Genomic DNA, 20,697 nt, shown 5'->3' on the forward strand with positions numbered 1-20,697 from the left:
AAAAAACAAACCCAATAAAAAAGGCTTGACTTTCGTCAAACCTCTTTTATATCAATCGTAATCTGAGATTACAATAAAGCGTCTAAACTATCTGCGTAGGCTTGTTTCGGAGCTACTCCTACTTGTTTTCCTACTACTTCACCATTTTGAAACACCAAAACGGTTGGTATGTTACGCACACCATATTTTGCAGCAAATTCTTGGTTAGCATCTACATCTACTTTACCAACAACTACTTTACCAGCGTACTCTTCGCTTAATTGGTCAATGATTGGACCAACCATTCTACAAGGACCACACCATGCTGCCCAAAAGTCTACCATTACTGGTTTATCTGATTTTAAAACTACTTCATCAAAAGTAGCATCTGTTATTGCTAATGCCATAATATATTAAGATTAAAATTAGGTCTGAAATATTTAACTTTCAAACTACAGTACAAATTTAAAAATTTAAAATAAATCAAACACCATTACTAAATTAGTTTTCATTATAAATGTATTGTCATTAATTATCAACTGTATAAAGGTTTTCTTTTGTTTGAAATTACAACTTATTCTACTGAAAACCAACCCAATAATATGTTAATCTTTTTTGTAGTATCTTTAATACTCCAAACGATTTGATTCTTATGCAACAAACTTTACTTCAAATAAAAACCTTTCTTCAATCTCATTCTTTTAAAAAGTATGCCAAACGTGTTGGCTTTTTCATTCTCGGATTAATCGGAATTCTATTAATTGCCTGCGGAGCTTTATCGGTTTATTTCAATCAAAATAAAAAAGAAATTATTGCAAAAGTCAATCATAAAATCAACGAAAACATTAATGGTCAGTTTCATATAACCGATTTTCATTATAAGTTTTTAACGGGTTTTCCGAATTTTACTTTGGCTTTAAAAGAAGTCGAAATCAAAGACAATCAATGGCCAAGTCACAAACATACTTTGTTGAAAGCGAAGGAAATTGAAGCGCGTTTGAATATTTGGAGTTTATTGCAAAAGCAAATCAACATTCATAAAATCTTAATTAACGACGCTGATATTTACATTTATAAAGCCGAAAACGGATATTCAAATGTGAATATTTTTAAACCTAAAAAAAAGAAAGCACAAACCCACAACGAAAAACCCGAAACAACAATTGATTACGTAAACCTCAACAATGTTCATGTCATTATTGACAATCATTTAGGTCATAAATTATTCGATTTTGATGTAGCGAATTTAGAATCGAAAGTTGATTATGAAAATGATAATTGGAGTACTAATTTGTATCTGAAAACCAAAATAAACAGTCTGGCTTTTAATACTGTTCACGGAAGTTTTGCCAAAGAAAAAGTACTCGAAGGAAATTTTGATATTTCGTATGCCGAAGCGCATCAAAAAATAAACATTAAAACACAGAAACTCAAAATCGGATCTGATGTTTTTGATATCATCGCTTTCTTTAATATCGGAAAAACCAATTCGCTTTTCGGAATCAATATTGGAACCGATATTTTGTGGAGAAATGCGTCTAATTTATTGTCTGGAAACATCAGCACCAAACTGAATCAGTTCGATTTAAAGAAACCTATTAAAGTCAATTGCGACATTAAAGGCGATTTGAATGTGGAAGGCGATCCGAAAATTGTAGTTCAGGCTGATATTCGAAATAACGAATTGACGATTCCTGATGGTTTGTTTACCAATTGTTCTTTCAAAGGAATTTTTACGAATAATTTCAAACCCCAAAACGGATTCAACGATCCGAATTCGGCTATTATCTTGACGAATTTTAAAGGCGAATATTTAAATATTCCGTTGAAAATTGCGAGAGCTACCATTAACAATCTCGAAAAACCAATTGCCACCGGAATTGTAAATGCTGATTTTGACATTTCGAAACTGAACGGAATGACGAACGAAAAAATCCTTCATTTTGAAAGCGGTCACGCCAAAGCCAACTTGAAATTTCAGTTTGATATTGTCGATTTGTACATCAACAAACCGCGTATTACGGGCGATGTCGATATTGACAATGCAACGTTTGATTATCTTCCGAAAAACATTCATGCCGAAAAAACGGCTGTACAATTATCGTTTACAGAACAGGCACTTTACATCAAAAAAATTGCTTATAAACACAAAAAGAACATCATCCGCATTGACGGAAAAATCGATAATTTCCTGAATTTGTATTACGACGCGCCCGAAAAAATGGTCGTAAACTGGAATATTTACTGTCCGAATATTGATGTGAAACAGTTTTTAGGTGTTTTAAAAAAATCTCCTGTTCAAAAAACGGCTCAAACCAAACAAGTCAAAAAGAAAAATGTCAATTTCTCTAATCAGTTAAAATCAGTAATTGAGAAATGTACGGCTGTGATTAATCTGAAAGCTGATAAAATCACCTACGGTTCACTTACCGCAACCAATACTCAAGCCACTCTGCAAATGCTGAATTCTAAATTGCTGCTTAAAAACGGAACGTTACAAACTTCTGGCGGAAACATTACGTTTAACGGCGCAATTCAACCCAGCGGAAACCACTATATTTTTAGTTCTACAGCCCACGTAAACCGAGTAGATATCGCAAGCTTTTTAAAGTCTTTCAACAACTTCGGAATCCATTCTTTCAGTCCAAAAAACATTCGCGGACGATTGAGTAGCAACGCTAATGTAACCGGTTTAATGAGCAGCAAAGGCGATTTGATTGTCAATTCGATGAGAGGAAAATTAGATTTTAATGTCAACCAAGGCGCCTTATTAAACTTCGACCCAATTATGAAAATCGGCAAATTTGCTTTTCCGCTTCGTGATGTAGAGAATATTACTTTTAGTGATTTATCAGGTTCACTAAATCTCCGTGGAGAGCAGGTGGACATTAACAAATTAACCATAAGTTCCAGCGTCTTAAACTTCGACGTAGACGGAATCTATTCTTTCGGCCGAGGCACGAATCTCGCGCTTACGGTTCCGCTAAGAAACTCTAAAAACGACGCCCAACTCGCCACCAAAGAAGAACGTAAAGCGGTTCGAGAACGTGGTATTGTACTTCATTTGATTGCTTATGATAATGAGGGAAAGATTAAGATTAAGTGGAGGAAGAGGGATAAATAATTTATTTTAAAATTCCTCTCATTCCGAATACTACAACAGAAATAATATTTTCTATATTGGGCAATAATTTAGAGTTCTATTTTTTAATCAACATCAGAAAATATAAATGTCAGAACTTATACATGTTACTTGTGCCATTATCTTAAAGGATAATAAAATTTTAGTTACTCAACGAAGTGACAAAATGAAATTACCATTAAAATGGGAATTTCCTGGGGGAAAAATTGAAAAAAATGAAAGCGAAATAGATTGTATTATAAGGGAAATTAAAGAAGAAATAAATGTTGAAGTTGAAATTTTAAAAAGACTCACAAATAATAATTACGATTATGGAACTTTTAAAATATGTTTAATTCCTTTTTTAGCAAATTATATTTCAGGCGAAATTATTCTAGCAGAACATAAAGACTATAAATTATTAGATAAATCAGAATTATTAAATTTAGATTGGGCTGAAGCAGACTTGCCAATTGTTGAAGAATTATTAAAGCTTGAATTATGAATCAAGGATTGTACGAAGAATTAGTAACCAAACTAATCAATTATAAAATAAATGAACTTGATAAAGATAAATTTCAAGTAAAGAAAACTACAATAGATAAAGCAGAAGCAGCTCAAATATTATCACAACATATTGGCAAAACTATAAAATATGCTTTTACTCTAATAAAAGGTGAAGGTGCTTTAGAAAGGCAAATTGAAGTTGCAAATAAGATAATCTTACTTTTAAGAGACGAATTAAATAAAGAAGAATTTGAAGATGATTTGATTGAAACAGAAGGCAAAATATTAAACGCTGTTTTTACCAAAATTGATGCTTATTTTTCCGACTTAGACTTACATCTAAGAGAGATTACTCCATATACTAGACTTATTCATAGTGAACTATTTACTGGTGGAAATTCTGGAACAACTTTAGAAAGTGAATTACGTAAAGAAATTCTATCATCAGATAATATTGACTTATTAGTCTCATTTATAAAATGGAAAGGAATTCGAATTCTTGAACGCGAATTAAGAGAATTTACAGAAAGAGGAGGAAAACTTAGAATAATTACTACTACTTATATTGGCGCAACAGATTCAAAAGCTGTTGAATTTTTAGCTTCTTTACAAAACACAGAAGTAAAAGTTTCATATAATACCGGTAATGAAAGATTACACGCAAAAGCTTATTTATTTCAAAGAAATTCAGGATTCCATACGGGTTATATTGGTTCATCTAATTTTTCTCGTTCAGCATTAACTGACGGATTAGAATGGAATTTAAAAATAACAACAAAAGAAGTTGGACATATTATTGATAAATTTAAAAAAACATTTGAGTCATATTGGGAAAATGCAGAATTTGAATTATATAATCCAAACATTCATTCTGCAAAATTAATTGACGCTTTAAAGCAAGGAAAGTTCTCCAAAGAATATACTTTTACTGCATCTTATTTCGATTTAAAACCTTTTCATTATCAAAGTGAAATACTTGAAAAATTGGAAGTAGAAAGATTAGTTCATAATAGATATAAAAATCTATTGGTCGCTGCAACTGGAACAGGTAAAACAGTTATTTCGGCATTTGACTACAAAAACTTTAGAAAAAATAATCAATCTTCTCGACTACTTTTTGTTGCTCATAGAAAAGAAATTTTAGAACAAGCAAGGGCAACTTTTCAGGGTATTTTAAAAGATAATAATTTTGGTAATTTATGGGTTGATGGTATAGAACCTGATTCTAACGAATATATTTTTGCTTCAGTTCAAACATTAAATAATAGACTTAAAAACATTTCACTTTCTCCTGAATATTATGATTTTATTATTATAGATGAAGTTCATCACATTGAAGCCAAAACATACAGACCTATCATAGATTATTTTAAACCTAAAATATTATTAGGACTAACAGCTACACCTGAAAGAATGGACGGAGCTGATATATTAAATGATTTCTGTAATCGAATTGCTGCTGAAATTAGACTTCCAGAAGCTTTAAATAAAAAGCTACTTAGTCCTTTTCAGTATTTTGGGATAACAGATAGCATTGATCTTAGTAATGTCAATTGGGAAAAAGGAAAATATGTAGCAAATGAATTAACAAGTTTATATACCAAAAATAATATTCGAGTTGGACAAATAATCGACAATCTAGTAAAATACACAAACGATTTAAATGATGTTCGAGGAATTGGTTTCTGTGTGAGCGTCGAACATGCCAGTTTTATGGCTGAAAAATTTAATTTAGCAGGCATAAAAGCTGCATGTTTAACTTCAAAAAATTCTTCAGAGCGAAATGTAATCAGAGCAAAATTTAAGAACAAAGAATTTAATTATTTATTTGTTGTAGATATTTTTAATGAAGGGGTAGATATTCCAGAAATTGATACTGTTTTGTTTTTGAGACCAACAGAAAGTCTTACTGTTTTTCTTCAACAATTGGGACGCGGTTTACGTTTATCCGAAGGAAAAGATTGTTTAACCGTTTTAGATTTTGTTGGAAATGCAAGACCGGAATATGATTTTGAAAGTAAGTTTAGAGCCTTAATTGGAAAAACAGCAACTTCCGTTCAGAAAGAAATTGAAGATGATTTTCCACATTTGCCATTAGGTTGTTCAATCGTACTGGAGAAAAAAACAAAAGAAACAATTTTAGAGAATATTAGAAAAGCAACATCATTAAATGTTAATCAACTTAAAGATAAAATTATAAACTTTAAACACCAAACTAATTTACCTTTAACATTAAAAAACTTCATTGAATTATATAATATACCTATTCAAACTATTTATAAAAAATATAGTTGGTCCAGATTATGTCAGCTAGCGGGAGTAATTCATGATTTCGAAAACATAAATGAGAAACAAATATATTCTGCAATAAAAAATAAATGGTTTTCAACCAATTCAACAAGTTATTTCAATTTCATTTTATCAATTGCAAAAAAAGATTTCAAAATTAAAATTGATGACTTCGACGAAAATGAAAAAACTATGTCATTAATGCTTCATTATGATGTTTGGCAAAATGCATCAGGATTTGATTCTTTAGAACAAAGTATAATTCAAATAGGTAAAAACAAGACTTTCGTTAATGAAATTATAGAAGTCTTAGAAATTTTAATTGATAAAATTGGTTTTAAAGAAATTGATATTCAACTACCTTATCAGCAACCATTAAAATTACATGCACGTTACACTAGAGATCAGATATTAGTAGCTTTTCGCTTAAGTACATTTAGCGAAAGATCTTCAAACCGCGAAGGTGCGGCAGAAAACAAAAATTTAAACACAGAAATCCTTTTTATCAATTTGATTAAATCTGAGGAAAATTTTTCACCAACAACCATGTATGATGACTATGCAATAAATGAAACATTATTTCACTGGCAATCACATAATGCATATGGTCCAGAAACAACTAAAGGGCAATCATATATAACGCATTTAGAAAGCAACAAAAAAATATTGCTTTTTGTTAGAGAAAAAAGAAAAGACGAAAATGGAAATACTCTTGGATATGTATTTATTGGTGAGGGATTATTTAAAGAAACTGAAGGTTCAAAACCAATGAGCATAAAATGGGAACTAAATGAACCAATTCCAAATTATCTTTGGAAGGAATCTGCTAAAATGTCTATCGATTAAAAATAAAAAGCCACTTGTAGAAGTGGCTTTTCTCATTTTTTAAATTATTCAACCTCCAAATAAGGATCCAAAATCTCGGACAATTTATTCAGCCAATAAAAGCTTTCATCCAGATTTATATTTTCCTGCTGTAGAAATTCATTTTCGTGCATTGCATTCAAAGCAAGAATATAATTTACTTGTCGAATGCATTTCGCCATACTTTTGGAATCAATTGAATTGTTGAAGAATTCAGTTAATCGCAATTCGGTTTCTTTGGAAAAAGTGTTTGTACTCATAATCTTGAAATTTAGGAATAAAAAACCCGTATAGCTTAGCTGTCCTGCGCCTTCAAGAACGCGCTACGGTTGTTTCCAATACCGCCAGCATACCACACGGGCAAAAATCTTTTTGTGTACATAATCTTGAAGTTTAGGACTTCAAATATATGAAAAACAAAAACATATTGTAGGTTTTTTCTTTAAATAAATTATGATAACCTAAGTATAAATCGAAATTACAAAATTGAAAAATAATTCGTTTAAAATTTCATAATATTTCCTTAACCTGCTTGTCTTTTTCCTTTAAAATAAATAAGTTTGAGAATGAATCATTAAAATATTATCCGTTATGAAAGTACAAATCAACACCGACAAAAACATTGAAGGAAGCGCAAGATTAGAAAGTTATTTTTCTGGAGAAATAGAAAAAAGCTTGAATCGATTTGAAGATAAAATTACCCGTGTAGAAATCCACTTTGGAGATGAAAATGGGGAAAAATTCAGCTTGCATGACAAAAAATGTGTGATTGAAGTCCGTCCTGTAAAATTACAAGCGATAACTGTTACAGAACACGCCGAAACGCTTGAAAAAGCTTTTAGTGGGGCATTGGCTAAAGTCAAAAAATCGTTGACTACCACTTTCGAAAAAATAAAAGAATATTAAATTTAAAAATATTTAAAAAGTAACAAAGGCACAAAGGTGCAAAGTAACAAAGGGAAAACTTAGAACCTTTGTTACTTTGCACCTTTGTTACTTTTTCTAAGATTTCGGTAACGGAGCACCAACGGCAATATCGCAACGGTGTCCTGGTTTTCCGTGTGGCGGATTCATTCCGTCTGCAACTGTAGCTTCAGTTCCTTCGGTACTCAACAATGCCGGAACTGGATTTGATGCCGCTGGAGGCGTAACGGTAAAATTCTGCGTAACTGTTCCGCTCTGCGCTGTATTTGGTGTTGTTGTTGTCTTTGCAGGAGCAGAATTTAACGGAGCTCCAACCGGAATATCGCAACGGTGACCTGGTTGCCCGTGTGGTGGATTCATTCCTTTTGCTGTTTTAACTGGCGTTGTAGTCGTCGTAACCACTTGTTGTTGCTGATTCTGATTTACCTGAACAGTTTGTCCTTGTGCTGGCTGTCCTTGCGGCATTGGTGCAGAATTCAAAGGTGCGCCAACTGCAATATCACAACGATGCCCTGGTTGTCCGTGTGCAGGATTAATTCCTTTAGTATCGCTTAAAACCGTATTTGGATTTGCTGCTGAAGCTTGTGTAACTGGTGCAGCCGTTTTAGTGGTATCTTTTGCAAGTCCTAATCTTACTAATTCAGAAGTCGATGTGCTTTCTTGCGGTTCTAATTCCTTTTTGCAGGAAACAAATACTAAAGAAGTTATAGCGAGCGAAGTGATAAGTAATTTTGCATTCATTGGGGTGGTATTTTTAAAATCTCTCAAATATACTTGTTTTTTCGTGATTTCACCATATAAGTAATGTAAGATAATTATTTGATAAGGTGCAAAGAGACAAAGCTACAAAGGAACAGAGTGGCTAAGAATCTTAAAATAAAACTTGGCGTCCTCGTGCCTTTGTGGCAATAGTGCGCCTTCTTTAATTTCCTTTAATTGTCTTATATTACTTATATGGTTTAAAAAATGAATACCTTTAAACTCAAATAATACTACTCATGAAAAAAACACTTTTACTTCTTTTATTCGTTGCTTCTTTTGCAAATGCTCAAACTGACAAAAACAAAATCAATCAAACTTTAGATGCTTGGCACAAAGCCGCTGGTGAAGTAAAATTTGACGCTTATTTCAACACTTTGGCAGATGATGCGATCTACATAGGAACAGATGCAACTGAAAACTGGACCAAAAAAGAATTTAAAGTTTGGGCAAAACCGTATTTCGACAAAGGAACAACATGGAATTTTAAAGCATTGGAACGTCATATCTTTTTTGATAAAACAGGAAAAATTGCTTGGTTCGACGAATTGCTTGACACACAAATGAAAATCTGTCGCGGTTCTGGAGTTTTGATAAAAGTAGGCAACGAATGGAAAATTAAACATTATGTTTTATCGATGACCGTTCCAAATGACGAAGTTGATGCTGTAACCAAAATAAAAGCACCAATTGAAGATGCTTTGATCGCAAAGCTTCAAAAGAAATAAAACATTTCACCTATTTCTTTTTATAAACATAACTTTTTAAGCACCTTACAAGCCGAATTGATAAATTAATTTTAATAAATTCGGCAAAAACGGTGCTTTTTTGTAACTTTAAAATAAGATACTATCAAAAAAACATAGTGTAATTTAAAATATCAATCAAAATTACACACCAACCTCTATTTTATCAGCCTTTAAAACGAGAATATTTATTTTTTTTTAACTTTGACCCCAAAAAAAATAGGGTTAAACAAAGTATTTTAAAAATGAAAATAGAAAAACGCTGGATTATTTCCTTTATTATGATCAGTGTCGTGTGCACAATCGGTGCATTTTGGCCAACAGTAACCGAAAATAACTATGTTTTATCAGAATTCGGAACTACAGATCATATTGTTCCTGCCGATGTTGCCTGGATGCTTACTTCAAGTTGTTTAGTTTTAATCATGACTCCTGGACTATCTTTCTTTTATGGTGGAATGGTAGGAAAGAAAAATGTTATCTCGACTATGCTTCAGAGTTTTATCTGTTTAGGAGTGGTAACACTTTTATGGGTTGTTGTAGCATTTAGTTTAGCTTTTGGAGAGCCAGTTGGTTTTGGTTCTGGTGATCATTTTTACAGCTTTTTCGGAAATCCGACTACTTTTGCTTTTATGGATTATGTAGGCGTTTTGCCTCATAAACAATTGGCAAATACGATTCCGTTTATGCTTTTTGCTTTGTTTCAGATGAAATTTGCGATTATCTGTCCAGCGATTATTACAGGTTCGTTTGCAGAACGCGTTCGTTTTATCTCTTATTTAGTATTTATTAGTTTATTCACTATTTTCATTTATGCCCCTTTATGTCATGCAGTTTGGTATCCGACTGGTGTTTTAGGAAGTTATTTTGGAGTAAAAGATTTTGCTGGAGGAACTGTAGTTCACATGAGCTCTGGTTTCGCCGCTTTGGCGGGAGTTATTGTTTTAGGAAAAAGAAAAAACAGCCAGCACATTCCAACCAATATTCCGTTTGTATTATTAGGAACTGGTATGCTTTGGTTTGGATGGTTCGGATTTAATGCAGGATCTGCTCTTGCTGCCAACGGAACTGCCGCAATGGCTTTTGCAACCACTACAACTTCATCTGCCGCTGCAATGTTAACTTGGATTTTCTTTGATAGAATGAACGGAAGAAAAGTTTCTGCTTTAGGAGCTTGTATCGGTGCTGTTGTTGGTTTAGTTGCCATTACGCCTGCTGCCGGATTTATTTCTGTTCCAGAAAGTATGTTCTTCGGATTCATAACGGCTTTGGTCTCTAATACAGCTGTAAACTGCAAATATTCTAAAAAATTCGACGACACGCTTGACGTTTTTGCTTGTCACGGTGTGGGTGGAATTATGGGAATGATTTTAACTGCAATTTTTGCTCACGGAGAAGATGCAAGTTTACTTCACGGAGGCTGGAATGTTTTCGGGCATCACATGATGGCGTTGGTTCTGGTTTCTATCTTTACTTTCTTCGGAGCTTATTTCTTATTTAAGGTAACCAACTTTATAATTCCGTTGAGAGTTTCTGAAGAATCAGAACATATTGGATTGGATTTATCACAACACGATGAATCTCTTGATCCGAAAGCACAACCAATCACAGAACCTCATTACGGTTAAAAAATATTTTTTTTCGCCACGAATTCACGAATTTTAGTTTAAAAATAATTCGTGAATTCGTGGCGAAAAACTTTTAAAAGCAATTCACTTCTTTCATTCGCTTAAAATCAAAACTCATAGGAATCGATTAGAAATTTCGGTTTAGTGAAAAAAAAAAAATCGTGAATTCGTGGCGGAAAAACTTTTAAACGCAATTCCACTACTTTCATTCGTTTATATTCCTTAATTTTGCCGAAAATTTTTGTACAAGTGGGAAGTAAAAATAAACTTAAAAGATTCAGAGAAAACGAAACATTTCAAAACGTTTTTCAACCAACTAGAGAAGAAGTTGTAGGCGATTTAATGCCTTTAAAAGGAAAATGGAATTCTGATTTCTTTAAAAATGACAATCCTTTAGTTTTAGAATTAGGGTGTGGAAAAGGAGAATATTCTGTTGGATTGGCTGAAAAATACCCAGACAAAAATTTTATCGGAATCGATATTAAAGGTGCACGTTTCTGGCGTGGTGCTAAAACCGCTGTAGAAGACGGTCTTCATAACGTTGCTTTTGTTCGTACTCAAATCGAATTGATCAATCATATTTTTGCTGAAGGAGAAGTTGACGAAATCTGGATTACTTTCCCAGATCCGCAGATCAAATACAAAAGAACGAAACACAGAATGACGAATTCTGAATTCTTGAAATTATACAAAAAAATCCTTAAAAAAGACGGTGTCGTAAACCTAAAAACCGACAGCGAATTTATGCACGGATACACGCTTGGATTACTTCATGGTGAAGGTCACGAAGTGTTATATGCCAATCATAATGTGTACAAAAATGAAGGAAGTCCAGAAGTGGTAACTTCGATTCAAACATTTTATGAGAAACAATATTTAGAAATTAACAAGGCAATTACGTATATTCGTTTCAAAATTAAAGACTAATTTAATTTTCCGAACGCAAATTTTTAATCACATAAACTACTGAATGGGATATCTTACTCCTTTACTTTCAGGTTTTATTGCCGCAGCTATTGGGATTATTCCGCCAGGATTAATCAACATGACGGCAGCTAAAATAAATTTGAAAGAAGGAAAAAAGAATGCTTTATGGTTTGCTATCGGCGCTGTTCTGGTTATCTTTTTTCAGGTTTATGTTGCGGTTTTATTTGCACGTGTAATTGACAATCGTCCCGATGTTGTTACACTTTTACGTGAAGTTGGTTTTGGAATCTTTTCTGTCTTAACGATATATTTTTTGTTTCTTGCTAAAGAACCCAAAACCAAGAAAAAATCGAAGATTAAAAAGAGTAGTAAAAAAAGCCGTTTCTTTCTCGGAATGTTACTTTCTGGATTAAATTTCTTCCCTATTCCGTATTATGTTGTGGTAAGTGTTACTTTGGCTTCTTATCATCTTTTTGTTTTTGAAAACAATATCATCTTTACGTTTGTTCTGGGTTCTGTTTTAGGATCTTTTGCTGCTTTGTACGGCTATATTGCTTTCTTCGGAAAAATAGAAAAGAAAACAGATTATTTAATGCGCAACATGAATACCATTATCGGAACAATTACAGGCGTAATCGCTCTTGTAACTCTTTTTAATATCCTGAATTACTACTTTGGATAAATAAAACCAACCATTAAGTAATTAAGAAAATTTAAGTTTTTATCTTTATTAACTTCATATCTTAATGGTAAAAATATTTTAAAATGGCTGAAGAAAATTTTTTCGAAAGAGTTTACGCAATTGCAAGACAGATTCCGTACGGAAAAGTAACTTCTTATGGTGCCATTGCAAAAGCTTTAGGCGCGGCTCGTTCTGCGAGAATGGTAGGCTGGGCAATGAACGCTTGTCATAATATGGATGATGTTCCCGCACATCGAGTTGTAAACCAAAAAGGGCTTTTGACAGGAAAACACCATTTTGATGGAACTAATTTAATGCAGCAACTTTTAGAAAACGAAGGCATTAAAGTAGTCGATAATCAAATTGTAGATTTAGAAAAACATTTCTGGAAACCTGAAATTCAAGGTTGAAAAATATTTAACCATATAAGTCATATAAGTTCATTTAAAAAGTGTTTTTATATCTCTCGCAAAGACGCGAAGTCGCAAAGTTACTTTTAAATTTTCTTTGCGACTTCGCGTCTTTGCGAGATTAAATGACAAAGTAAAACTTTAAATGAACTTATATGACTTATATGGTTCAAAAAATCAAATCAAACAAATCACAAAACTCGTTTGATCTTCATCGGTTTGGTAGCTTAAATAGCCTCCGTGTGCTTCTATGATGTTTTTAGAAAGTGTTAATCCAATTCCGGCGCCGTCTTTTCTGGTGGTGAAAAATGGCAAGAAAACTTTATCTCTAATTTCAGCATCAACTCCTTTTCCGTTGTCTGAAATCGCAATAAAAAAGCGATTATTTTCGGTATAACTTGAAATCCTTAATTTCTTTTCTTCTTTTTCTTTTAAGGCATGAATACTATTCGTAATCAAATTGATAATGACCTGTTCCATCTGATTTTTATCAATCAAAATAGAACGGGAACTATGAATCTCATTGATTAATTCAATTCCCTCTTCTTTCAGAATCGGACTCATAATTCGTAAACAATCTTCAAACAAAGAATTAATTGGCGTCATTTGTTTGTTTGGCGTTGGAAGCATCGCCAGTTTACGATAATTCTCCACAAAAAACTGCAAATGATCGCTTCTGTTGATAATAGTCGAAATGCTGCTTTTGATGTCTTCGAAATCATCTTCTTGCAATTCTTCCTGATCCACAATATGAAGTAAATTCTGCGAAAGCGCACGAATTGGCGTTAAAGAATTCATCAATTCATGCGAAATGATTTTCATTAAATTAATCCAAGCTTCTTTCTCCTTTTTCTCAATTACACGTTGAATACTGTCTAGTAAAATAATGAAATACTCTTTATTATAGATTTGCGTTCGTGAAGTCTGAAGCATAAATGTCTGTAAATCCTGCCCTTCTATTTTAATAGAAATCGCAGTCTTAACTTCTGTAAAACCCAAATTTTCAATCTCTTCACAAAGTCCTGGGAGATAATTTTTAAGATATTTCCAATGATTTACTTTAGGCACTTTAAACAGATTTGAAAAGCAGTCATTCAGTATAAAAATGGACCAATTTTCGTTTTCTTTTTCTAAAATTAAGGCAGCAGTATCGATACTATTTAAGATCGATTGATAAATTAGTTCTTTCGAAATCTGTTCTTGTCTTTGATCTTTCAGCTTATCATACAAAACATACAAACTATTGAAGTTCTCCTTTTTATGTTCTTCTGGAAAATAGGTAGAGAAATCATCATGTAAAATTGAATTGATCGTTTTATCATAAAACAACAGTTGATTTTTGACGAAAAAATACATTTCAAAAAGAAAAACCACTACAAAAAAACCGACCAAAAGAGCATTGAATCGAAATCCTTTATAAAATAATAAAGCACTGCAGAGAAAAAGCGCCATTACAAATAGCACTCTCACAAATAAAGCATTATAAAATTTCCAATTCTTCATTATTTAGTTTGAATTGCCTCCAGCTTTAGCTGGAGAGATAATTTTTTCTGTAGAAACAAGGCTTTAGCCAAAATTCTTATATTTGGCTAAAGCCTCTCATCTTTCCTTATTACATTCATCCAGCTAAAGCTGGACGCTATTCATTTTCTTTAATTTTTTAAATCGTATTTTTCAATTCTTCGATATAAAGCGGCACGAGATAATCCTAATTCTTCGGCAGTTTTACTAATGTTGCCATTATGTTTAAACAAAGCTTTTTCGATTGCTCCTTTTTCCATTTCAGACAGCGGATTTTCATCATTTATCTGAATTTCTTCAAAATCTAAAATATCTAAATCTAGTACAGAAATCGTATTGTTTTCTGCTAAAATTAGGGCACGTTCTATTTTATTTTCCATTTCTCGGACATTTCCTTTCCATGGATATTTTTCCAAATAAGACGCAGCATTCTCCTCAAAATGCCAATTTTCCTGATTGTATTTTTCTGCAATTCGTTCCAAAATAAAGTTGGCCATCGGAACGATATCATCTTTTCTTTCTCGTAAAGAAGGCAGATTAATTTCCATCGTATTAATTCTATACAGCAAATCTTCACGGAACGTTTTATTTTTCACTTCGGTTTTAATATCGCTGTTGGTAGCAGCAATCACGCGTACATTCAATGGTCTTGGTTTACTTTCTCCTAAACGTGTCACAGTTTTGGTTTGTAAAACATGAAGTAATTTAGCCTGAAGATGCAGCGGAATATTTCCGATTTCATCTAAAAAAATCGTTCCGTTTGCAGCATTTTCAAAACGACCAGCAGTATCAATTTTAGCATCTGTAAAAGCGCCTTTGGCATAACCAAAAAGTTCGCTTTCAAATAAATTATCACTCAAAGATCCCAAATCTACATGCACAAAAGGCTGATTTTTTCTTTCTGAGTTTTGATGAATAAACTCCGCAAAAACATATTTCCCAGTTCCATTTTCCCCCAGAATCAAAACATTGGCGTCGGTTCTGGCTACTTTTTCGGCAATAGAATAAGCTTGTTTTATTTTGGCTGAAGTACCAACAAAATATTTCTTTTCGACTTTTTCTTCTTTTTCAGCCGTTGTCTTTTTATTGTTTTTTCTACTTTCTAAAAGCGCTTTATCAATCGTTTCCAGCAATTTTTCATTGTTCCAAGGTTTTAAAACATAATCAAAAGCACCAATTTTTATACCTTCAACAGCCGTTTCGATTTTACCAAAAGCGGTCATTAAAATCACAACTGTATTGGGCGAAAGTGTTTTGATTTCTTTCAGCCAGTGAATTCCTTCTCTCCCATCTTCAAAACCAATTCTGTAATTCATGTCCAACAAAACCACATTTATCTCATTTTCGGCCAAAATTGAAATGATTTTTTTTGGACTATTGGTCGTAAAAATCGTTTCGAAATGCTTTTTGAGAATCATTTTTGCCGAAAAAAGAATTTCTTCCTGATCGTCAACTATTAATATTTGGGCTTGCTTTTTTCTCATGTGATACTTTTCTGTCCGCTTCCGAACGGTCAACTGTTCATTATCGAACACTAGATTTTTTTATTGATTTCCAAAGTCTCTTTAAAATCAATGGTTTATAAATAATAAATTTTATGGCACAGAATTTACTTATTGATTATCAGTAAATTATTAAAGAAATGGACAAGATAATTCCTCGTAAAAATAAAAAATTTAGATATCTCACAATAGCAATTGCTGTTTTTTTAGTTTTGGCTGTAATCGTCTTTTTTGCTTTTAATACTAAACGAACTTTAAATGTAAAAGCGGATGAATTGGTTATTCAGAAAGCGGAAAAAGAATTTTTTGAAGATTTTGTTGTTTTTCAGGCAAAAGTCGAACCTTTGAATGTCATGTTGGTAAACGTTACTGAAGGTGGTTCTGTAAAAGAGATCTTTGTAGAAAATGGTGCAATGGTTACTAAAGGACAATCTTTGGCAAGATTATACAATCCGAATACAGAATTGAATTATCTAACTCAGGAAACTGCTATTATTGAGCAAATCAACAATTTGAATACAGGAAAATTGAACATTAGAAATCAGGAATTAAACTTAACCAAAGATTTGGTTTTAATTGAACACGATTACAATGACGCCAAGAGATTATATGATATGAATGCGAAGCTTTATGAGAAAGAAGTAATTTCCAGAAATGACTGGAATACTTTTAAAGAAAGTCTTCGTTTTCAAGAAGAACGTAAAAGAACTATTCAACAGAGTGTTCAAAAAGAAAAACAAAGCAATCAGGTTCAGATTGCTCAAATCAACCGTTCTATTCAGACGATGGAAAAGAGTTTGGAAATTCTTAGAAACAACAAAAAAAACTTCTTGATTACAGCTCCAGAAACAGGAAGATTAACTTCTTTTGAAACAGTTTTAGGAAAATCTTTTCAAGCTGGAGCAAGCATCGGAAAAATTGATTCCAACAAAGGATACAAACTTGCCGCTGAAGTTGACGAATTTTACTTAGAAAAAATCAGAGAAGGCTTAAAAGGCCAAGTGGAATTTAAAGGAAAAAATCTTGAAGTTTTGGTTACTAAAGTAATTCCAGAAGTAAAAGGCGGCCGTTTTACAGTTGAACTGGCTTTTGTTTCAAAAGAAAATATTGTACTGCAAGATGGACTTAGTTTTGGCGTAAAACTAATTTTATCTGAAAAGAATAAAACACTAGTAATTCCGAAGGGAACTTTTAATCAGGAAGCAGCAGGAAAATGGATTTTTGTTGTAAAAGGAAATAAAGCCGAAAGACGCAATATAAAACTCGGACGCGAAAATCCTTCTTATTATGAAGTTTTAGAAGGATTAAAAGAAGGCGAATCTGTAATTACTTCTTCTTATTCTGACTATAAAGATATTGAAGAGCTTTCACTTGAGAAACAGTAATTAGTTTTCAGTTGCAGTCACGGTAGCAGTCACAGTCACGGTCGCAGTCGCGGTGTTCAGTTTACAAATTACAATTCACAATTATAAAAATCATCGTTTCAATCATCAATCAAAAAACGTATTTAATAACATTTCAAAACCTTAAAAATTATGATCGCAATTCAGAATTTAACCAAAGTTTTTAGAACAGAAGAAATAGAAACTGCTGCCTTAAGCGGTATCAACTTAGAAATTAAAAAAGGAGATTTTTTAACTATAATGGGACCTTCGGGCTGTGGAAAATCGACTTTATTAAATATAATCGGACTTTTAGATAGCGCAAACGACGGAAGCTATAAATTGCTAGACAAAGAAATGATTGGCTTAAAAGAAAAAGGAAGAGCACAGGTGAGAAAAGAAAATATCGGTTTCATTTTTCAAAACTTCAACTTAATCGACGAGCTTTCTGTTTATGATAATATCGAGCTTCCATTGCTTTATAACAACGTAAAAGCTTCGGAAAGAAAACAAAAAATTGAAGCCATTGCAGAAAAATTAAATATCTCTCATCGCTTGAAACATTTTCCGCAACAGCTTTCCGGAGGACAACAACAAAGAGTTGCCGTGGCAAGAGCTTTAGTAAATGATCCAAAAATTATTTTAGCCGATGAGCCAACAGGAAACTTAGACAGTAAAAACGGTAATGAAGTAATGGAACTTTTAACCGATTTACATGCTAAAGGCGCCACCATTTTGATGGTTACCCACTCTAATTATGACGCTTCTTTTTCTCAAAGAACGATTCATATGAAAGATGGAGTTATATTTTCTGAGAAATTAAATCAGCGTAATGTTGATGTTTTTATGGATGCTAAATAAATGAAATCATGATTAAAATTATTGTTACTGCACTCGTAGTTCTGGTAGAATTGGTTTGCAAAATTTTTACAACGCTTTAAAAGCTTTTTTAAAAAATTCATTTAACTAAAAACATACACCATGATTTTTAACTGGTTTAAAATATTTTTATATCATTTAAAGCAAAACAAATTGTTTTCGTTTTTAAATGTCTTAGGATTAAGCATCGGGATTGCTTCGGTTATTTTCGCCATTCTTTATTGGAACAACGAGCATTCTTACGATCAATGGAATCCAAATAAGGAAAGTGCCTATATGGTGTTGAATAAAATTGGCGCAACTGGCGACACTTGGGGTTCTAACTCCATTCCGTTTGGTCAAACCTGTAAATCAACCATTCCTGAGATTGAAAACATCTGTTTCTTCAATACTTGGTATAACGAAGAAATCATCAAATATCAGGATCAAAAATTGATGGCCAAAAAGATCACTGTAAGTGATGAAAGTTTCTTCGATTTTTTTCCATTTGAAATTATAAAGGGAGCAAAAACTAACATTTTAAAAGAGAAAAACAGCGTTGCCATTTCTGAAGAACAGGCAAAATTAATCTTTAAAGACGAGGATCCAATTGGAAAAGCAATAACCTACAACACGGCAACTTATACCGTAAAATCGGTTTATCGTATCATTAAACCTTCATCAATCGAACCTAATTATGTTTTTAGCGGCGTAAAACGTGAAGGCGACGAAAATAGTTGGGGAAACTTCAATTATGGCTTGCTTGTTAAGATCAAAAAAGGCGCCGATCCAGTTGCAGTTTTAAAGAAAATGCAAAATGTCAATTTTGTTAACAGAACTTTGAAAGATGCTAAAGAAAGCGGACAAACCGTAGAACAATATGTAAAAGAAAATGGAGAAATCACCGTGATTCTGGACCAATTGCAAATGTCTCGCTTGCATGGAACAAAAAGTTCAGCAGGACAAAATTTCCCAGAAGGTGTAGGCAATTTAAAATTACTCTATATCATGAGTGGTTTATCTGTTTTAATTCTGGTTTTATCATTAGTTAACTACATCAATTTAGCTACTGCATCGGCAATAAAACGCGCAAAAGAAGTTGGAGTTCGTAAAATTGTAGGAGCTTCAAAGAAACAAATTATAACACAGTTCATTTTTGAAACGGCAATAATTGTTATACTGGCTATTTTGTTTGCTTTGGCGATTGTAGAGCTTTCATTACCTTATTACAATACCTTTTTGAAGAAAAATTTGACTATGAATGGCAGTGAATTTTACCTGCAGCTCATTTTTATATTTGGATTAGTAATCATTCTTGCGGGTATTTTCCCTGCCATTTATATCTCAAATTTTGAGACGTTAAAAGTTCTAAAAGGTAATTTCTCCAGAAGCAAAAGCGGTATTTGGATTCGAAATTCAATGCTTATTTTTCAATTCGGAATTGCAGCATTTTTTATCATTGGTGCTTTGATTGTCAATTCTCAGGTTAATTATATGATGAATAAAGATCTCGGATTCAGTGGTGATCAGGTAATCTCAATTACATACAACAAACCAGACAGACAAAAAAGAGTACAACAATATGGTGTTGATAAATTTGAAATTAAAAAAATACCTGGCGTCGTAGATGTTACTACGTTTGCAGGAAGTTTTGGAGGCAGCACCAACTCAAGTTCTGGATTTACACATAATGGTATTTTTGTTCAACCACGAAATGTTGAAATGGATTTTGGTTTCCTTGAAATGATGAAAATAAAAATCGTTGAAGGCCGCGATTTATCCCCTCAATTCGCTTCAGATACCGTAAGCAGTATGCTGATTAATGAAACATTAGCTAAAACGCTGAATTTGAAAAAACCAATTAATACGATTATAACTTCGGGGTGGAGTATCGGAGATGGCAATAGTTTGAAGTTCAAAATTGTGGGTGTTGTGAAAGATTTTCATATTACAGGACTTCAAAATAAAGTTCCACCAATGGTTTTTATAAACATTAAAACTTTAAAATGGAATAATTTCAACAACATCTTTGTAAAGGTTTCACCAAATAATTTAACAGAAACGTTAGAAAAATTGAAATATTTTTGGGAGAAAAACGTAAACCCAGACTACCCTTTTGACTATCAATTTGTTAACAAAGGATTTGCAAAGACTTATGAAGAACAAGTTAAGCAAAAAAACCTCTTTTTCATCTTAAATTTGGTTGTAATTGTAATTGCCATTTTCGGATTGTTCGCTTTGGCATCATTTTCGATGGAGAGAAGACTGAAAGAAATTGCCATTAGAAAAACATTAGGAGCAGAAACTGATATTTTAGTAAAAGAATTATCAAAACAATATATAATTTTCTGTCTAATAGGATTTGGAATCGGAATTATTCCAGCTTACATCTTATTACAAAAATGGCTTGAAGATTTTGCTTTTAGAATTGGAATATCACCCGTTCCTTTTGGTATTGCATTGATCTCGCTTCTGTTTTTAACATTGCTAATTGTTTTAACAAAAGCTTTTCAGGTAACCAAAATAGACGTTTTAAAATATTTAAAATACGAATAAGCTTGTAGACCATTTTTTTTAGAACCCGACAGATTCCCTGTA

General features: G+C 32.6%; 17 protein-coding genes. 12 read left to right on the forward strand and 5 right to left on the reverse strand.

Annotation, left to right across the window (positions count from 1 at the left end):
• Positions 1 to 68 precede the first annotated feature (68 nt).
• Positions 69 to 386 (reverse strand): thioredoxin, encoded by a 318-nt coding sequence (gene trxA / locus NQQ59_RS13445; protein WP_008466289.1) that lies wholly within the window; start codon positions 384 to 386, stop codon positions 69 to 71.
• Between the two features lie 245 nt (positions 387 to 631).
• Here trxA and NQQ59_RS13450 point away from each other — a divergent pair, with 245 nt between their 5' ends.
• From NQQ59_RS13450 to NQQ59_RS13460, 3 genes are all read left to right on the forward strand, one after another.
• Positions 632 to 3,103 carry an AsmA family protein gene (locus NQQ59_RS13450; RefSeq protein ID WP_144215822.1) on the forward strand — a complete coding sequence of 824 codons (2,472 nt, stop codon included), beginning with the start codon at positions 632 to 634 and terminating at the stop codon, positions 3,101 to 3,103.
• A 106-nt stretch (positions 3,104 to 3,209) separates the two neighbouring features.
• Positions 3,210 to 3,605, forward strand: coding sequence for a (deoxy)nucleoside triphosphate pyrophosphohydrolase (locus NQQ59_RS13455; RefSeq protein ID WP_144215824.1), 396 nt, complete (start codon positions 3,210 to 3,212; stop codon positions 3,603 to 3,605).
• Positions 3,602 to 6,742, forward strand: coding sequence for a DEAD/DEAH box helicase (locus NQQ59_RS13460; RefSeq protein WP_144215826.1), 3,141 nt, complete (start codon positions 3,602 to 3,604; stop codon positions 6,740 to 6,742). Before NQQ59_RS13455 ends, NQQ59_RS13460 begins: the two co-directional genes overlap by 4 nt.
• 44 nt (positions 6,743 to 6,786) lie before the next feature.
• Here NQQ59_RS13460 and NQQ59_RS13465 read toward each other — a convergent pair whose 3' ends face one another.
• Positions 6,787 to 7,020 (reverse strand): hypothetical protein, encoded by a 234-nt coding sequence (locus NQQ59_RS13465; protein WP_144215828.1) that lies wholly within the window; start codon positions 7,018 to 7,020, stop codon positions 6,787 to 6,789.
• Between the two features lie 331 nt (positions 7,021 to 7,351).
• Between NQQ59_RS13465 and NQQ59_RS13470 the strand changes: the two genes are divergently transcribed.
• The gene (locus tag NQQ59_RS13470; RefSeq protein ID WP_144215830.1) at positions 7,352 to 7,666 is read left to right on the forward strand and encodes an HPF/RaiA family ribosome-associated protein; all 315 of its coding nucleotides are present in this window, start codon (positions 7,352 to 7,354) and stop codon (positions 7,664 to 7,666) included.
• A gap of 96 nt (positions 7,667 to 7,762) precedes the next feature.
• On the opposite strand, the gene NQQ59_RS13475 is transcribed toward NQQ59_RS13470, so the two are convergent.
• Positions 7,763 to 8,425 (reverse strand): hypothetical protein, encoded by a 663-nt coding sequence (locus tag NQQ59_RS13475; protein WP_144215832.1) that lies wholly within the window; start codon positions 8,423 to 8,425, stop codon positions 7,763 to 7,765.
• A 257-nt stretch (positions 8,426 to 8,682) separates the two neighbouring features.
• On the opposite strand from NQQ59_RS13475, the gene NQQ59_RS13480 reads away from it, so the two are divergent.
• The 5 genes from NQQ59_RS13480 to NQQ59_RS13500 all read left to right on the forward strand — a co-directional run bounded on the left by NQQ59_RS13480 (position 8,683) and on the right by NQQ59_RS13500 (position 12,836).
• Positions 8,683 to 9,171 carry a nuclear transport factor 2 family protein gene (locus NQQ59_RS13480; protein WP_144215834.1) on the forward strand — a complete coding sequence of 163 codons (489 nt, stop codon included), beginning with the start codon at positions 8,683 to 8,685 and terminating at the stop codon, positions 9,169 to 9,171.
• Between the two features lie 263 nt (positions 9,172 to 9,434).
• On the forward strand, positions 9,435 to 10,817 hold the full coding sequence (locus NQQ59_RS13485) for an ammonium transporter (protein ID WP_144215836.1): 1,383 nt from the start codon (positions 9,435 to 9,437) through the stop codon (positions 10,815 to 10,817).
• Between the two features lie 249 nt (positions 10,818 to 11,066).
• Positions 11,067 to 11,744 (forward strand): tRNA (guanosine(46)-N7)-methyltransferase TrmB, encoded by a 678-nt coding sequence (gene trmB / locus NQQ59_RS13490; protein WP_144215838.1) that lies wholly within the window; start codon positions 11,067 to 11,069, stop codon positions 11,742 to 11,744.
• A 43-nt stretch (positions 11,745 to 11,787) separates the two neighbouring features.
• Positions 11,788 to 12,426, forward strand: coding sequence for a LysE family transporter (locus NQQ59_RS13495; RefSeq protein WP_144215840.1), 639 nt, complete (start codon positions 11,788 to 11,790; stop codon positions 12,424 to 12,426).
• Between the two features lie 83 nt (positions 12,427 to 12,509).
• Positions 12,510 to 12,836, forward strand: coding sequence for an MGMT family protein (locus NQQ59_RS13500; protein WP_144215842.1), 327 nt, complete (start codon positions 12,510 to 12,512; stop codon positions 12,834 to 12,836).
• 177 nt (positions 12,837 to 13,013) lie between these two features.
• Here NQQ59_RS13500 and NQQ59_RS13505 read toward each other — a convergent pair whose 3' ends face one another.
• Together NQQ59_RS13505 and NQQ59_RS13510 are read right to left on the reverse strand one after the other, a co-directional pair.
• Positions 13,014 to 14,339: a sensor histidine kinase gene (locus NQQ59_RS13505; protein WP_144215844.1), complete on the reverse strand. Its 1,326-nt coding sequence runs from the start codon at positions 14,337 to 14,339 to the stop codon at positions 13,014 to 13,016.
• Positions 14,340 to 14,488: 149 nt separating this feature from the next.
• On the reverse strand, positions 14,489 to 15,841 hold the full coding sequence (locus NQQ59_RS13510; RefSeq protein ID WP_144215846.1) for a sigma-54-dependent transcriptional regulator: 1,353 nt from the start codon (positions 15,839 to 15,841) through the stop codon (positions 14,489 to 14,491).
• Positions 15,842 to 15,999: 158 nt separating this feature from the next.
• Here NQQ59_RS13510 and NQQ59_RS13515 point away from each other — a divergent pair, with 158 nt between their 5' ends.
• The 3 genes from NQQ59_RS13515 (at position 16,000) to NQQ59_RS13525 (ending at position 20,655) form a co-directional block, all read left to right on the forward strand.
• Positions 16,000 to 17,244 (forward strand): efflux RND transporter periplasmic adaptor subunit, encoded by a 1,245-nt coding sequence (locus NQQ59_RS13515; RefSeq protein ID WP_144215848.1) that lies wholly within the window; start codon positions 16,000 to 16,002, stop codon positions 17,242 to 17,244.
• 150 nt (positions 17,245 to 17,394) lie between these two features.
• Positions 17,395 to 18,102, forward strand: coding sequence for an ABC transporter ATP-binding protein (locus NQQ59_RS13520; protein ID WP_144215850.1), 708 nt, complete (start codon positions 17,395 to 17,397; stop codon positions 18,100 to 18,102).
• Positions 18,103 to 18,222: 120 nt separating this feature from the next.
• Positions 18,223 to 20,655, forward strand: a complete 2,433-nt coding sequence (locus NQQ59_RS13525; protein WP_144215852.1) for an ABC transporter permease — start codon at positions 18,223 to 18,225, stop codon at positions 20,653 to 20,655.
• The last annotated feature ends 42 nt before the right edge of the window (positions 20,656 to 20,697 follow it).

It is taken from the genome of Flavobacterium panacis, assembly GCF_024649945.1.
Lineage (GTDB): Bacteria > Bacteroidota > Bacteroidia > Flavobacteriales > Flavobacteriaceae > Flavobacterium > Flavobacterium panacis.

Coding starts and splice junctions, on each gene's coding strand:
- trxA (WP_008466289.1), bottom strand. CDS start 386: ATGGCATTAGCAATAACAGATGCTACTTTTGATGAAGTAGTTTTAAAA.
- NQQ59_RS13450 (WP_144215822.1), top strand. CDS start 632: ATGCAACAAACTTTACTTCAAATAAAAACCTTTCTTCAATCTCATTCT.
- NQQ59_RS13455 (WP_144215824.1), top strand. CDS start 3,210: ATGTCAGAACTTATACATGTTACTTGTGCCATTATCTTAAAGGATAAT.
- NQQ59_RS13460 (WP_144215826.1), top strand. CDS start 3,602: ATGAATCAAGGATTGTACGAAGAATTAGTAACCAAACTAATCAATTAT.
- NQQ59_RS13465 (WP_144215828.1), bottom strand. CDS start 7,020: ATGAGTACAAACACTTTTTCCAAAGAAACCGAATTGCGATTAACTGAA.
- NQQ59_RS13470 (WP_144215830.1), top strand. CDS start 7,352: ATGAAAGTACAAATCAACACCGACAAAAACATTGAAGGAAGCGCAAGA.
- NQQ59_RS13475 (WP_144215832.1), bottom strand. CDS start 8,425: ATGAATGCAAAATTACTTATCACTTCGCTCGCTATAACTTCTTTAGTA.
- NQQ59_RS13480 (WP_144215834.1), top strand. CDS start 8,683: ATGAAAAAAACACTTTTACTTCTTTTATTCGTTGCTTCTTTTGCAAAT.
- NQQ59_RS13485 (WP_144215836.1), top strand. CDS start 9,435: ATGAAAATAGAAAAACGCTGGATTATTTCCTTTATTATGATCAGTGTC.
- NQQ59_RS13495 (WP_144215840.1), top strand. CDS start 11,788: ATGGGATATCTTACTCCTTTACTTTCAGGTTTTATTGCCGCAGCTATT.
- NQQ59_RS13500 (WP_144215842.1), top strand. CDS start 12,510: ATGGCTGAAGAAAATTTTTTCGAAAGAGTTTACGCAATTGCAAGACAG.
- NQQ59_RS13505 (WP_144215844.1), bottom strand. CDS start 14,339: ATGAAGAATTGGAAATTTTATAATGCTTTATTTGTGAGAGTGCTATTT.
- NQQ59_RS13510 (WP_144215846.1), bottom strand. CDS start 15,841: ATGAGAAAAAAGCAAGCCCAAATATTAATAGTTGACGATCAGGAAGAA.
- NQQ59_RS13515 (WP_144215848.1), top strand. CDS start 16,000: ATGGACAAGATAATTCCTCGTAAAAATAAAAAATTTAGATATCTCACA.
- NQQ59_RS13520 (WP_144215850.1), top strand. CDS start 17,395: ATGATCGCAATTCAGAATTTAACCAAAGTTTTTAGAACAGAAGAAATA.
- NQQ59_RS13525 (WP_144215852.1), top strand. CDS start 18,223: ATGATTTTTAACTGGTTTAAAATATTTTTATATCATTTAAAGCAAAAC.